This window comes from Proteus sp. G2669 (assembly GCF_009915245.1).
Taxonomy (GTDB): domain Bacteria; phylum Pseudomonadota; class Gammaproteobacteria; order Enterobacterales; family Enterobacteriaceae; genus Proteus.
Map to the genome: position 1 here is coordinate 1 of NZ_JAABLX010000009.1, position 13,032 is coordinate 13,032.

25 protein-coding genes are annotated in these 13,032 nt (G+C 44.9%); all 25 read left to right on the forward strand.

Features of this window, described 5'->3' with window-relative positions:
* Window positions 1-1,158: elongation factor Tu (gene tuf, locus GWI68_RS01325; protein WP_166539173.1), on the forward strand; the 1,158-nt coding region annotated here is incomplete at its 5' end.
* A 221-nt stretch (window positions 1,159-1,379) separates the two neighbouring features.
* Window positions 1,380-1,577, forward strand: a complete 198-nt coding sequence (gene bfd / locus GWI68_RS01330) for a bacterioferritin-associated ferredoxin (RefSeq protein ID WP_166539174.1) — start codon at window positions 1,380-1,382, stop codon at window positions 1,575-1,577.
* Between the two features lie 77 nt (window positions 1,578-1,654).
* Complete coding sequence (bfr, locus tag GWI68_RS01335) at window positions 1,655-2,128, forward strand: bacterioferritin (protein WP_109410208.1); 474 nt, start codon at window positions 1,655-1,657, stop codon at window positions 2,126-2,128.
* Between the two features lie 348 nt (window positions 2,129-2,476).
* Window positions 2,477-2,788 carry a 30S ribosomal protein S10 gene (gene rpsJ, locus GWI68_RS01340; protein WP_001181005.1) on the forward strand — a complete coding sequence of 104 codons (312 nt, stop codon included), beginning with the start codon at window positions 2,477-2,479 and terminating at the stop codon, window positions 2,786-2,788.
* 32 nt (window positions 2,789-2,820) lie between these two features.
* Entirely contained in the window at window positions 2,821-3,450 is a 630-nt protein-coding gene (rplC, locus tag GWI68_RS01345; protein ID WP_023583465.1) for a 50S ribosomal protein L3, read from the forward strand.
* Window positions 3,451-3,466: 16 nt separating this feature from the next.
* Window positions 3,467-4,072, forward strand: a complete 606-nt coding sequence (gene rplD, locus GWI68_RS01350) for a 50S ribosomal protein L4 (RefSeq protein ID WP_023583466.1) — start codon at window positions 3,467-3,469, stop codon at window positions 4,070-4,072.
* On the forward strand, window positions 4,069-4,371 hold the full coding sequence (rplW, locus tag GWI68_RS01355; RefSeq protein ID WP_004246962.1) for a 50S ribosomal protein L23: 303 nt from the start codon (window positions 4,069-4,071) through the stop codon (window positions 4,369-4,371). Before rplD ends, rplW begins: the two co-directional genes overlap by 4 nt.
* Before the next feature lie 19 nt (window positions 4,372-4,390).
* Window positions 4,391-5,215, forward strand: coding sequence for a 50S ribosomal protein L2 (gene rplB, locus GWI68_RS01360; RefSeq protein WP_006535497.1), 825 nt, complete (start codon window positions 4,391-4,393; stop codon window positions 5,213-5,215).
* A 14-nt stretch (window positions 5,216-5,229) separates the two neighbouring features.
* The gene (gene rpsS, locus GWI68_RS01365) at window positions 5,230-5,508 is read left to right on the forward strand and encodes a 30S ribosomal protein S19 (RefSeq protein ID WP_004246960.1); all 279 of its coding nucleotides are present in this window, start codon (window positions 5,230-5,232) and stop codon (window positions 5,506-5,508) included.
* Between the two features lie 14 nt (window positions 5,509-5,522).
* Window positions 5,523-5,855: a 50S ribosomal protein L22 gene (gene rplV, locus GWI68_RS01370; protein ID WP_006535498.1), complete on the forward strand. Its 333-nt coding sequence runs from the start codon at window positions 5,523-5,525 to the stop codon at window positions 5,853-5,855.
* 17 nt (window positions 5,856-5,872) lie between these two features.
* Window positions 5,873-6,577 (forward strand): 30S ribosomal protein S3, encoded by a 705-nt coding sequence (gene rpsC, locus GWI68_RS01375; protein ID WP_166539175.1) that lies wholly within the window; start codon window positions 5,873-5,875, stop codon window positions 6,575-6,577.
* Between the two features lie 12 nt (window positions 6,578-6,589).
* Entirely contained in the window at window positions 6,590-7,000 is a 411-nt protein-coding gene (gene rplP, locus GWI68_RS01380; RefSeq protein WP_006535500.1) for a 50S ribosomal protein L16, read from the forward strand.
* A complete protein-coding gene (gene rpmC / locus GWI68_RS01385; RefSeq protein WP_064718511.1) occupies window positions 7,000-7,191 on the forward strand; it encodes a 50S ribosomal protein L29 in 192 nt (63 codons plus the stop codon). Before rplP ends, rpmC begins: the two co-directional genes overlap by 1 nt.
* Window positions 7,191-7,445: a 30S ribosomal protein S17 gene (gene rpsQ / locus GWI68_RS01390; protein ID WP_023583468.1), complete on the forward strand. Its 255-nt coding sequence runs from the start codon at window positions 7,191-7,193 to the stop codon at window positions 7,443-7,445. The genes rpmC and rpsQ overlap by 1 nt, the downstream gene beginning before the upstream one ends.
* A 176-nt stretch (window positions 7,446-7,621) precedes the next feature.
* Window positions 7,622-7,993, forward strand: a complete 372-nt coding sequence (gene rplN, locus GWI68_RS01395; protein ID WP_047961675.1) for a 50S ribosomal protein L14 — start codon at window positions 7,622-7,624, stop codon at window positions 7,991-7,993.
* 10 nt (window positions 7,994-8,003) lie between these two features.
* On the forward strand, window positions 8,004-8,318 hold the full coding sequence (rplX, locus tag GWI68_RS01400; RefSeq protein ID WP_166539176.1) for a 50S ribosomal protein L24: 315 nt from the start codon (window positions 8,004-8,006) through the stop codon (window positions 8,316-8,318).
* 13 nt (window positions 8,319-8,331) lie between these two features.
* A complete protein-coding gene (gene rplE / locus GWI68_RS01405; protein ID WP_166539177.1) occupies window positions 8,332-8,871 on the forward strand; it encodes a 50S ribosomal protein L5 in 540 nt (179 codons plus the stop codon).
* Between the two features lie 12 nt (window positions 8,872-8,883).
* On the forward strand, window positions 8,884-9,189 hold the full coding sequence (gene rpsN / locus GWI68_RS01410; protein ID WP_006535503.1) for a 30S ribosomal protein S14: 306 nt from the start codon (window positions 8,884-8,886) through the stop codon (window positions 9,187-9,189).
* Window positions 9,190-9,221: 32 nt separating this feature from the next.
* The gene (gene rpsH / locus GWI68_RS01415; RefSeq protein WP_100158931.1) at window positions 9,222-9,614 is read left to right on the forward strand and encodes a 30S ribosomal protein S8; all 393 of its coding nucleotides are present in this window, start codon (window positions 9,222-9,224) and stop codon (window positions 9,612-9,614) included.
* Between the two features lie 14 nt (window positions 9,615-9,628).
* Window positions 9,629-10,162: a 50S ribosomal protein L6 gene (gene rplF / locus GWI68_RS01420; RefSeq protein ID WP_036933221.1), complete on the forward strand. Its 534-nt coding sequence runs from the start codon at window positions 9,629-9,631 to the stop codon at window positions 10,160-10,162.
* 9 nt (window positions 10,163-10,171) lie between these two features.
* Entirely contained in the window at window positions 10,172-10,525 is a 354-nt protein-coding gene (rplR, locus tag GWI68_RS01425) for a 50S ribosomal protein L18 (RefSeq protein WP_023583471.1), read from the forward strand.
* Window positions 10,526-10,539: 14 nt separating this feature from the next.
* Complete coding sequence (rpsE, locus tag GWI68_RS01430) at window positions 10,540-11,040, forward strand: 30S ribosomal protein S5 (RefSeq protein WP_023583472.1); 501 nt, start codon at window positions 10,540-10,542, stop codon at window positions 11,038-11,040.
* 5 nt (window positions 11,041-11,045) lie between these two features.
* The gene (gene rpmD, locus GWI68_RS01435) at window positions 11,046-11,225 is read left to right on the forward strand and encodes a 50S ribosomal protein L30 (protein ID WP_166539178.1); all 180 of its coding nucleotides are present in this window, start codon (window positions 11,046-11,048) and stop codon (window positions 11,223-11,225) included.
* A 3-nt stretch (window positions 11,226-11,228) separates the two neighbouring features.
* Entirely contained in the window at window positions 11,229-11,663 is a 435-nt protein-coding gene (gene rplO, locus GWI68_RS01440) for a 50S ribosomal protein L15 (RefSeq protein ID WP_004246944.1), read from the forward strand.
* A gap of 7 nt (window positions 11,664-11,670) precedes the next feature.
* Complete coding sequence (gene secY, locus GWI68_RS01445) at window positions 11,671-12,993, forward strand: preprotein translocase subunit SecY (RefSeq protein ID WP_006535510.1); 1,323 nt, start codon at window positions 11,671-11,673, stop codon at window positions 12,991-12,993.
* Window positions 12,994-13,032: the final 39 nt, after the last annotated feature.

The following is a 13,032-nucleotide window of genomic DNA, read 5'->3' on the forward strand; positions in this document are numbered from 1 at the left end:
AAACCGCACGTTAACGTTGGTACTATCGGCCACGTTGACCACGGTAAAACAACTCTGACTGCTGCAATCACTACAGTTTTAGCTAAAACTTACGGTGGTGCTGCTCGTGCATTCGATCAAATCGATAACGCACCAGAAGAAAAAGCTCGTGGTATCACCATCTCTACTTCACACGTAGAATACGATACTCCAACTCGTCACTACGCACACGTAGACTGCCCAGGTCACGCCGACTATGTTAAAAACATGATCACTGGTGCTGCGCAAATGGACGGAGCTATCCTGGTAGTTGCTGCGACTGATGGCCCAATGCCACAAACTCGTGAGCACATCCTGTTAGGTCGTCAGGTTGGTGTTCCTTACATCATCGTATTCCTGAACAAATGTGACATGGTAGATGATGAAGAGTTACTGGAATTAGTAGAAATGGAAGTTCGTGAACTTCTGTCTCAATACGATTTCCCAGGTGACGACACTCCAGTAATCCGTGGTTCAGCGCTTAAAGCACTGGAAGGCGAAGCTGAGTGGGAAGCAAAAATTGTTGAATTAGCAGAAGCACTGGATTCATACATCCCAGAACCAGAGCGTGCAATTGACAAACCATTCCTGTTACCAATCGAAGACGTATTCTCAATCTCAGGCCGTGGTACAGTAGTAACTGGTCGTGTTGAGCGTGGTGTTGTTAAAGTTGGTGAAGAAGTTGAAATCGTTGGTATCAAACCAACAGTTAAAACAACTTGTACTGGCGTTGAAATGTTCCGTAAATTACTTGACGAAGGTCGTGCAGGTGAGAACGTAGGTGTTCTGCTGCGTGGTACTAAACGTGAAGAAATCGAACGTGGACAAGTACTGGCTAAACCAGGTTCAATCAAGCCACACACTAAATTCGAATCAGAAGTTTATATTCTGAGCAAAGATGAAGGTGGTCGTCATACTCCATTCTTCAAAGGTTACCGTCCACAGTTCTACTTCCGTACAACTGACGTAACTGGTACTATCGAATTACCAGAAGGCGTAGAAATGGTAATGCCAGGTGACAACATCAATATGATCGTTGATCTGATTCACCCAATCGCGATGGACGACGGTTTACGTTTCGCTATCCGTGAAGGTGGCCGTACAGTAGGTGCGGGCGTTGTTGCTAAAGTATTAGGTTAATCTCTAACCTACTTTAAGTTATAGAGAAAGGGCATCGTTGATGCCCTTTTTTATATTTAGAAATAGCGCTTTTTATCTTAGCTAAATCTAGTCCTCAACTTATTCTCTTATTATCATGTTAGTTTCTATATTAGATTAGAACATCTAAGTTAAATAGAAATTGAAATCATAATAGTTATCATTTACTATTCGATGCGTGAGTAGTTAATGAGGTTGCTATTATGTACGTTTGTCTCTGTCATGGTGTGAGTGATAAAAAAATTATCTCCACAGTACACAAACATCAAATCCACACTATTAATGAATTACGTAAGATCTTGCCCGTTGGCAGTTGTTGCGGTAAGTGTGTACGTCAAGCTCGTCAAATCATTGAAAGTGAGCAATCTGTCCTTTACCCTCAAATTTCTGAAGTTGCATAACAAATTTTAAATTTCCTTTCTCTCCACTTTGTATAAAAGGTCTACACTAAAAAGACTGGAAGCAAAGGAGCATAAAAATGAAAGGTGATAAAAAAATGATAGCCCACCTTAATAAATTATTAGGTGGTGAGCTTGTTGCAATTAATCAGTATTTCCTGCATGCCCGAATGTTCAAAAATTGGGGACTAACTCGTCTCAATGAAATGGAATACCATGAATCTATCGATGAAATGAAACATGCTGATAAATATATTGAGCGTATTTTATTTCTAGAGGGTCTTCCTAACTTACAAGATTTAGGCAAACTAAATATCGGTGAAGACGTTGAAGAGATGCTACGTTCTGATCTTGAATTAGAACTTGGTGGTGCCAAAGATTTACGTGAAGCAATAGCGTATGCTGATTCTATTCATGACTATGTGAGTCGAGATTTAATGTTAGAAATTTTAACTGATGAAGAAGGGCATATTGATTGGATTGAAACTCAGCTTGAGTTAATTGAACGTATGGGGCTTCAAAATTACTTACAAGCTCAGATTATTGAAGAATAGTCCTCAATAAAAAGGTATCAATTTTCTCTTATCGACAATATTTACAAATCCATTTAAAGCAAAGGGAATGAAGATTGCCTTTGCTTTTTTCATTTTTTAAATAATAAAACTTATTTTTATCGATGATTTTTTATTCTTGGCTTGATTTCATCACTCAGGCAAGTATAATGCGCAGGCTCACTGATTTAGTGGGGCTGATTAATCAGCTAATGCAGATTTTTTATTGCATTAAATATAATACTCCCAATTGGGGAGTTATATGCAGAACGATTACACTCTCTCATCAATCGAAATGGGTACGAGTAGTGATCATTTACGTTTATAAAAAATAGTTGGAGCTCTGGTCTCATGCAGAACCAAAGAATCCGTATCCGCCTGAAAGCTTTTGATCATCGTCTGATTGATCAATCAACTGCGGAAATCGTAGAGACTGCTAAGCGCACTGGTGCGCAAGTTCGTGGTCCAATCCCACTGCCGACTCGCAAAGAGCGTTTCACAGTGTTGATTTCTCCGCACGTTAATAAAGATGCGCGTGATCAGTATGAAATTCGCACTCACAAACGTCTGGTTGACATCGTTGAGCCAACCGAGAAAACCGTTGATGCTCTGATGCGTCTGGATCTGGCTGCCGGCGTAGACGTGCAGATCAGCCTAGGTTAATCAGGTCATCAAGCGATTGAGAGGTTGAAACAATGATTGGTTTAGTCGGTAAGAAAGTAGGAATGACTCGTATCTTCACTGAAGATGGCGTTTCAATCCCTGTAACCGTTATCGAAATTGAAAACAACCGTGTTACTCAGGTCAGAGATCTGGAGAAAGACGGTTATCGTGCCATTCAGGTGACTACTGGTAGCAAAAAAGCTAACCGTGTACTGAAACCTGAAGCAGGTCATTTTGCTAAAGCTGGTGTCGAAGCTGGCCGCTTACTACGTGAATTCCGTCTGAACGAAGGCGAAGAATACACTGTAGGTCAAAGCATTAGCGTAGAAATTTTCGCTGACGTTAAAAAAGTCGACGTTACTGGAACATCTAAAGGTAAAGGTTTTGCTGGTACTGTAAAGCGCTGGAACTTCCGTACTCAAGATGCTACCCACGGTAACTCCTTGTCTCACCGTGTTCCGGGTTCTATCGGTCAGAACCAGACTCCGGGTAAGGTGTTCAAAGGCAAGAAAATGGCAGGTCAACTGGGTAACGAACAAGTTACCGTTCAGAGCCTGGAAGTAGTACGTGTTGACGCTGAGCGCAACCTGCTGCTGGTCAAAGGTGCTGTTCCAGGTGCAACTGGCAGTGACCTGATCGTTAAACCAGCTGTCAAGGCGTAACGTCGAGGAGATAGGAATGGAATTGGTAATGAAAGACGCGCAAGGCGCGCTGACTGTTTCCGAAACTACCTTCGGGCGTGACTTTAACGAAGCGCTTGTGCACCAAGTAGTCGTTGCATACGCTGCTGGTGCTCGTCAAGGTACTCGTGCTCAGAAAACCCGTGCTGAAGTTTCTGGTTCAGGCAAAAAGCCTTGGAGACAGAAAGGTACAGGTCGTGCACGTTCAGGTTCAATCAAGAGCCCAATTTGGCGCTCTGGTGGTGTTAGCTTCGCAGCTAAACCACAGGACCACAGTCAAAAAGTAAACAAAAAGATGTACCGCGGTGCTCTGAAGAGCATTCTGTCTGAACTGGTACGTCAAGATCGTCTGATCGTCGTAGAGAAGTTCTCTGTTGAAGCGCCTAAAACTAAGCTTTTAGCACAGAAACTGAAAGATATGGCTCTGGAAGATGTTCTGATCATCACTGCTGATGTAGATGAGAATCTGTATTTAGCAGCGCGCAACTTATATAAAGTTGACGTACGTGATGCAGCAACAATCGACCCTGTTAGCTTAATCGCCTTCGACAAAGTCGTCATGACTGCTGACGCTGTGAAGCAAGTTGAGGAGATGCTGGCATGATCCGTGAAGAACGTCTGCTGAAAGTACTGCGCGCGCCGCATGTATCTGAAAAAGCTTCTATCGCGATGGAAAAATCAAACACCATCGTTCTCAAAGTTGCTAAAGACGCGACCAAAGCAGAGATTAAAGCAGCTGTACAAAAACTGTTTGAAGTCGAAGTTGAAAGTGTTAACACTCTGCTGATGAAAGGCAAAGTGAAACGTCACGGTCAGCGTATTGGTCGTCGTAGCGACTGGAAAAAAGCTTACGTCACCCTGAAGGAAGGCCAGAATCTGGACTTCGTCGGCGGCGCTGAGTAAGTCGGAGGAGTAAAGAACAATGGCAATTGTTAAATGTAAACCTACGTCTCCGGGCCGTCGCCACGTAGTTAAAGTGGTAAACCCTGAGCTGCATAAAGGGAAACCTTATGCGCCATTGCTGGAAAAAAACAGCAAGTCCGGTGGTCGTAACAACAATGGTCGTATCACTACCCGTCATATTGGTGGTGGTCACAAACAGGCTTACCGTATTGTTGACTTCAAACGCAACAAAGATGGTATCCCTGCAACAGTAGAACGTCTGGAATATGATCCAAACCGTTCAGCTAATATCGCTTTAGTGCTGTATGCTGATGGTGAACGTCGCTACATTCTGGCTCCAAAAGGCCTGAAAGCGGGTGATAAAGTTCAGTCTGGCGTTGATGCTGCTATCAAAGCGGGTAACACCTTACCAATGCGTAATATCCCGGTTGGTTCTACAGTTCATAACGTAGAAATGAAACCAGGTAAAGGTGGTCAGTTAGCTCGTTCAGCTGGTACTTACGTTCAGATCGTTGCTCGTGATGGTGCTTATGTCACTATTCGTCTGCGTTCTGGTGAAATGCGTAAAGTTCCTTCTGATTGCCGTGCAACTATCGGTGAAGTTGGCAACTCTGAGCACATGTTACGCGTTCTGGGTAAAGCTGGTGCAAGTCGCTGGCGTGGTATTCGTCCTACCGTTCGCGGTACTGCGATGAACCCAGTCGATCACCCACATGGTGGTGGTGAAGGTCGTAACTTTGGTAAACACCCTGTAACACCTTGGGGCGTTCAAACTAAAGGTAAGAAGACCCGTAAAAACAAACGCACTGAACATTTCATCGTTCATCGTCGTACTAAGAAATAATTAGAGGATAAGCCATGCCACGTTCTCTCAAGAAAGGTCCTTTCATTGACCTGCACTTGCTGAAGAAGGTAGAGAAAGCGGTGGAAAGCGGTGACAAAAAGCCTGTTAAGACTTGGTCCCGTCGTTCAACGATCTTTCCTAACATGATCGGTTTGACCATCGCTGTCCATAATGGTCGTCAGCATGTTCCAGTTTACGTTTCCGACGAAATGGTTGGTCACAAACTGGGTGAATTCGCGCCGACCCGTACTTATCGCGGTCATGCAGCCGATAAAAAGGCTAAGAAAAAATAAGGTAGGAGGAAGAGATGGAAACTATCGCTATGCATCGCCACGCTCGTTCTTCTGCTCAGAAGGTTCGCTTAGTAGCTGACCTGATTCGCGGTAAGAAAGTGTCGCAAGCTCTGGAAATTTTAACCTTTACCAACAAGAAAGCTGCTGGTTTAGTGAAGAAAGTACTGGAGTCTGCTATTGCTAATGCAGAACACAACGATGGCGCTGACATTGATGATCTGAAAGTAGCTAAGATCTTTGTTGACGAAGGTCCTTCTATGAAGCGCATTATGCCTCGTGCAAAAGGCCGTGCAGATCGTATTCTGAAGCGCACCAGCCACATCACTGTGGTTGTGTCTGATCGCTGAGACTCTGGAGACTAGCAATGGGTCAAAAAGTACATCCTAATGGTATCCGCCTTGGCATTGTCAAGCCTTGGAATTCCACATGGTATGCGGGTACCAATGAATTCGCTGACAACCTAGACAGCGACTTTAAAGTACGTCAGTACTTAACTAAAGAACTGGCTAAAGCATCTGTATCTCGTATCGTTATCGAACGTCCTGCGAAAAGCATCCGTGTGACTATTCACACTGCTCGTCCAGGCATCGTTATCGGTAAAAAAGGTGAAGATGTTGAAAAACTGCGTAAGCACGTAGCGGATATCGCTGGCGTTCCTGCGCAAATTAATATCGCCGAAGTACGTAAACCTGAACTAGACGCAAAATTAGTTGCTGACAGCATCACTTCACAGCTGGAACGTCGCGTTATGTTCCGTCGTGCTATGAAGCGTGCAGTACAGAACGCAATGCGTTTGGGCGCTAAAGGTATTAAAGTGGAAGTAAGTGGTCGCTTAGGTGGCGCTGAAATCGCTCGTACTGAATGGTATCGTGAAGGTCGAGTACCTCTGCACACTTTGCGTGCAGATATCGACTACAATACCTCAGAAGCACAAACCACTTATGGTGTGCTCGGCGTTAAGGTATGGATCTTCAAAGGTGAGATCCTGGGTGGTATGGCTGCAGTTGAACTGGCGGAAAAACAACCGGCAGCTCAACCTAAAAAGCAGCAGCGTAAAGGCCGCAAGTAAGGAGAGTCGCTGATGTTACAACCAAAGCGTACAAAATTCCGTAAAGTGCACAAAGGCCGCAACCGTGGCTTAGCTGCTGGTGCGGATGTAAGCTTCGGGACTTACGGTCTTAAAGCTGTGGGCCGTGGTCGTCTGACTGCACGTCAGATCGAAGCGGCACGTCGTGCAATGACCCGTGCAGTTAAGCGTCAGGGTAAAATCTGGATCCGTGTGTTCCCAGACAAACCAATCACTGAAAAGCCGCTCGAAGTCCGTATGGGTAAAGGTAAAGGTAACGTTGAGTATTGGGTTGCCTTAATCCAGCCAGGTAAAGTCCTGTATGAAATGGATGGTGTGCCTGAAGAACTGGCCCGTGAAGCATTCAAGCTGGCGGCAGCAAAACTGCCTATCAAAACCACCTTTGTAACTAAGACGGTGATGTAATGAAAGCAAAAGAGCTGCGCGAAAAGAGCGTTGAAGAGCTGAACACAGAACTGCTGAACTTACTGCGTGAGCAGTTTAATCTGCGTATGCAGACTGCAAGTGGTCAGTTACAACAGTCTCATCTGTTGAAACAAGTGCGTCGTAATATCGCACGCGTTAAGACTTTACTGACTGAGAAGGCGGGTGCGTAATGACCGATAAAATCCGTACTCTGCAAGGTCGTGTAGTTAGTGACAAAATGGAAAAATCTATTGTCGTTGCTATCGATCGTATGGTTAAACACCCATTATATGGTAAGTTTATCCGTCGTACGACCAAACTGCATGTACATGACGAGAACAACGAATGTGGAATTGGTGACGTAGTTGAAATTCGTCAAACACGTCCACTGTCTAAGACTAAGTCTTGGGCGTTAGTTCGCGTTGTAGAAAAAGCTGTTCTGTAATAAAATAGCCTTTTCGTACGAAATAAACGGCTCAAAACTGAACGAGCCGTTTATTTTTTCTGTCCATATCGAGAATGTGGTGTTATAATGCCGCTCCCTCGTATTATGGGATATTGAACGGCCTCTTCTAATGTGGAAGTGGCTCAGTAGTAGTTGACATTTAGCGGAGCACTAAAATGATCCAAGAACAGACTATGCTGAACGTGGCCGACAACTCCGGTGCACGTCGCGTAATGTGTATCAAGGTTCTAGGTGGCTCGCACCGTCGCTACGCAAATGTAGGTGACATCATCAAAATTACCATCAAGGAAGCAATTCCACGTGGTAAAGTTAAGAAAGGTGATGTACTGAAAGCGGTAGTGGTGCGCACCAAGAAGGGTGTTCGTCGCCCTGACGGTTCTGTCATTCGCTTCGATAGCAACGCTTGTGTATTGTTAAACAACAACAGCGAGCAAGTTATTGGTACGCGTATTTTTGGGCCGGTTACTCGTGAACTTCGTAATGAGAAGTTTATGAAAATAATCTCTCTGGCACCTGAAGTACTCTAAGGAGCAGGCAATGGCAGCGAAAATCCGTCGTGAAGACGAAGTTATCGTTCTTACTGGTAAAGATAAAGGTAAGCGCGGTAAAGTAAAACAGGTTCTTTCTTCTGGTAAAGTTATCGTTGAAGGTATCAATCTGGTTAAAAAACATCAGAAGCCAGTTCCGGCTCTGAATCAACCAGGTGGCATCGTTGAAAAAGAAGCTTTTATTCAAGTTTCTAACGTTGCAATCTTCAATGCGGCAACCGGTAAGGCTGACCGTGTAGGTTTTAGATTTGAAGACGGCAAAAAAGTTCGTTTCTTCAAGTCTAATAAAGAAACTATCAAGTAATTTGGAGTATACGATGGCGAAACTGCATGATTACTACAAAGGCGAGGTGGTCCAACAACTGATGTCTCAGTTTGGTTACCATTCTGTCATGCAAGTCCCTCGGGTCGAGAAGATCACCCTGAATATGGGTGTTGGTGAAGCGATTGTTGATAAAAAACTGCTGGATAATGCAGCAGCTGATTTAGCAGCAATCTCAGGTCAAAAACCTTTGATCACCAAAGCACGCAAATCTGTTGCAGGCTTCAAAATCCGTCAGGGCTATCCGATCGGCTGTAAAGTGACCCTGCGTGGCGAACGCATGTGGGAGTTCTTTGAACGCCTGATCTCTATTGCTGTACCTCGTATTCGTGACTTCCGTGGTTTATCCGCTAAGTCATTTGATGGACGTGGTAACTACAGCATGGGCGTACGTGAGCAAATCATCTTCCCTGAAATCGATTACGATAAAGTGGATCGTGTTCGTGGTTTGGATATTACCATTACTACGACTGCGAAATCAGATGATGAAGGTCGCGCACTGTTAGCAGCGTTTAACTTCCCGTTCCGCAAGTAAGGCAGGGCATTCATGGCTAAGAAATCTATGAAAGCACGTGATGTAAAACGTGCGAATTTAGCTGAGAAATTCTTCGCAAAACGCGCAGAACTGAAAGCTATCGTTTCAGATGTGAATGTATCTGATGAAGATCGTTGGAATGCTGTTCTGAAACTGCAAACTATGCCACGTGATTCAAGTCCTTCACGTCAGCGTAACCGCTGCCGTCAAACTGGACGTCCGCACGGTTTTCTGCGGAAATTTGGTCTCAGCCGTATTAAAGTCCGTGAAGCCGCTATGCGCGGTGAAATCCCGGGCCTTAGAAAGGCTAGCTGGTAATTACCATAATTGAATCACGGGAGTAAAGACAGATGAGCATGCAAGATCCCATCGCGGATATGCTGACCCGTATCCGTAACGGTCAGGCCGCGAATAAAGTTGCGGTCACAATGCCTTCCTCCAAGCTGAAAGTGGCGATTGCCAACGTGCTTAAGGAAGAAGGTTATATTGAAGATTTTAAAATTGAAGGCGACACTAAGCCAGAACTGGAAATCACTTTAAAATATTTCCAAGGTAAGGCTGTAGTAGAAAGCATTCAGCGCGTAAGCCGTCCAAGTCTGCGCATCTATAAAAGAAAAGATGAGCTGCCAAATGTTATGGCAGGACTGGGCATCGCTGTTGTTTCTACCTCAAAAGGTGTTATGACTGATCGTGCAGCTCGCCAAGCAGGTCTTGGTGGCGAGATTATCTGCTACGTAGCTTAATTCGGGAGGAAAGAATGTCTCGTGTGGCAAAAGCACCCGTCGTCATTCCTGCCGGCGTAGAGGTTAAACTCAACGGTCAGGTTATTACGATTAAGGGTAAAAACGGCGAGCTAACTCGTACTATCCATAATGCAGTTGAAATTCAACATGCTGACAACCAGTTAACTTTCGCACCTCGCGATGGTTTTGCTGATGCATGGGCACAGGCGGGTACTACTCGTTCTCTGTTAAATGCTATGGTTGTAGGTGTTACCGAAGGCTTCACTAAAAAACTGCAACTGGTAGGTGTAGGTTATCGTGCGTCTATTAAAGGCAATGCGGTTAACTTATCAGTAGGTTTTTCACATCCAGTGGAACACCAACTGCCAGCAGGCATCACAGCTGAATGCCCAACACAAACTGAAATCGTACTGAAAGGTGCGGATAAGCAAGTGATTGGTCAAGTAGCAGCTGAACTGCGTGCTTACCGTCGCCCTGAGCCTTATAAAGGTAAAGGTATTCGTTACGCCGACGAAGTTGTGCGTATCAAAGAGGCTAAGAAGAAGTAAGGTAACACTATGGATAAGAAAGCAGCTCGTATCCGTCGTGCGACCCGCGCACGCCGTAAGCTCCAAGAATTGGGTGCGACTCGCCTGGTGGTACACCGTACCCCTCGCCATATTTATGCGCAGGTTATTGCACCAAACGGTTCTGAAACATTGGTGGCCGCTTCTACTACAGAAAAAGCCATCATTGAGCAACTGAAAAACACTGGAAACAAAGAAGCAGCAGCAGTAGTTGGTAAAATCGTTGCTGAACGCGCTCTGGAAAAAGGTATCAAAGTAGTATCATTTGACCGTTCCGGTTTCCAATATCATGGTCGAGTCCAGGCACTGGCAGATGCTGCCCGTGAAGCTGGCCTTCAGTTCTAAGGTAGGAGTGTAAGATGGCTCACATCGAGAAACAAGCTGGCGAACTGCAGGAAAAGCTGATCGCGGTAAACCGCGTATCTAAAACCGTCAAAGGTGGTCGTATATTTAGCTTCACCGCTCTTACAGTAGTTGGTGATGGTAATGGCCGCGTTGGTTTTGGATATGGCAAAGCTCGCGAAGTTCCGGCAGCAATCCAGAAAGCGATGGAAAAAGCCCGTCGCAATATGAAAACCGTCGCTTTAAACAACGGTACTCTGTTCCACCCTGTAAAAGGTACCCACACAGGATCTCGCGTATTTATGCAGCCTGCTCACGAAGGTACTGGTATCATCGCAGGTGGTGCAATGCGTGCAGTTCTAGAAGTGGCTGGCGTTCGTAACGTACTGGCTAAAACCTATGGTTCCACAAACCCGATTAACGTGGTTCGTGCAACACTGGACGCTTTAGATAGCATGAAGTCTCCAGATATGGTCGCAGCTAAGCGTGGTAAATCCGTTGAAGAAATTCTGGGGTAATGACCATGGCTAAGACTATTAAAATTACTCAAATACGCAGCACAATCGGCCGTTTGCCAAAACATAAGGCAACAATGGTTGGTTTAGGACTGCGTCGCATCGGTCACACTGTAGAACGCGAAGATACACCAGCAGTTCGCGGTATGATCAACTTGGTTTCCTATATGGTTAAAGTTGAGGAGTAAGAGATGCGTTTAAATACTCTGTCTCCGGCTGAAGGTGCCAAGCATGCGCCTAAACGTGTAGGTCGTGGTATTGGTTCTGGCTTAGGTAAAACTGGCGGACGTGGTCACAAGGGTCAGAAGTCTCGTTCTGGCGGTGGCGTACGTCGTGGTTTTGAAGGCGGCCAGATGCCTTTATATCGTCGTTTACCAAAATTTGGTTTTACTTCACGTAAATCTTTCGTGACTGCGGAAATCCGCCTGTCTGATTTAGCTTACGTTGAAGGCGATGTAATCGATCTGAATGCACTGAAAGCCGCAAACGTTGTTGGCCCACAGATTGAATTTGCAAAATTAATTCTGTCTGGCGAGGTTAACCGTGCAGTGACTATTCGTGGTCTGCGTGTTACCAAAGGTGCCCGTGCAGCAATCGAATCAGCTGGCGGTAAAATTGAGGAATAAGTGACAGATGGCTAAACAACCAGGTTTAGATTTTCAGAGTGCTAAAGGTGGTGTTGGTGAACTAAAACGCAGACTTTTGTTTGTTCTTGGTGCACTAATTGTCTTTAGGATTGGCTCTTTTATTCCTATCCCTGGTATTGATGCCACTGTGCTTGCCAAATTGCTCGATCAGCAAAAAGGCACCATCATTGAAATGTTTAACATGTTCTCTGGTGGTGCTCTTAGCCGTGCTTCTATCTTTGCGCTGGGTATCATGCCTTATATTTCGGCATCGATTATTATCCAACTTTTATCAGTGGTTAACCCTCGGTTAGCAGAGATTAAGAAGGAAGGGGAGGCCGGTCGTCGTAAGATCAGCCAATATACCCGTTATGGTACTTTGGTGCTGGCGATATTCCAATCAATTGGTATCGCAACAGGCTTACCGAATATGCCAGGAATGCAAGGTCTGGTAATTAATCCAGGTCTACCATTCTATATTACGGCTGTTGTGAGCTTAGTCACTGGGACAATGTTCCTAATGTGGTTAGGTGAGCAAATCACTGAACGTGGTATTGGTAACGGTATCTCAATCATTATTTTTGCGGGTATCGTTGCAGGTCTTCCGCCTGCCATTGGTCAAACCATCGAGCAGGCACGGCAAGGCGAACTGCACTTCCTCCTGTTATTGTTGGTTGCAGTATTGGTGTTCGCGGTTACTTTCTTTGTTGTTTTTGTAGAAAGAGGACAACGTCGTATCGTTGTTAACTATGCAAAACGTCAACAAGGGCGTAGAATATACGCGGCACAAAGTACACATCTACCACTTAAAGTAAATATGGCGGGTGTTATACCAGCAATTTTTGCTTCAAGTATTATCCTGTTTCCTGGTACAATAACCTCTTGGTTTGGCGATGGTACAGGGTGGGGTTGGCTGACGACGATTTCTTTAAATCTACAGCCTGGTCAACCTATTTATGTGTTACTATACGCTGCTGCAATCATATTCTTCTGTTTCTTCTATACGGCGTTGGTTTTCAACCCAAGAGAAACGGCAGATAACCTGAAGAAGTCCGGTGCATTTGTACCAGGAATTCGCCCGGGAGAGCAGACGGCTAAATATATAGATAAAGTAATGACTCGTTTAACCTTAATCGGTGCCTTGTATATTACCTTTATCTGTCTCATCCCGGAGTTCATGCGTGACGCAATGAAAGTACCTTTCTATTTTGGTGGTACTTCCCTCTTAATCGTGGTTGTGGTCATCATGGATTTTATGGCTCAAGTGCAAACCCTCCTGATGTCAAGTCAGTATGAGTCTGCATTGAAAAAAGCAAATCTTAAAGGTTAATTACTGATAAGCGATTTGTTTTAGAAGTTACGGAGAGTA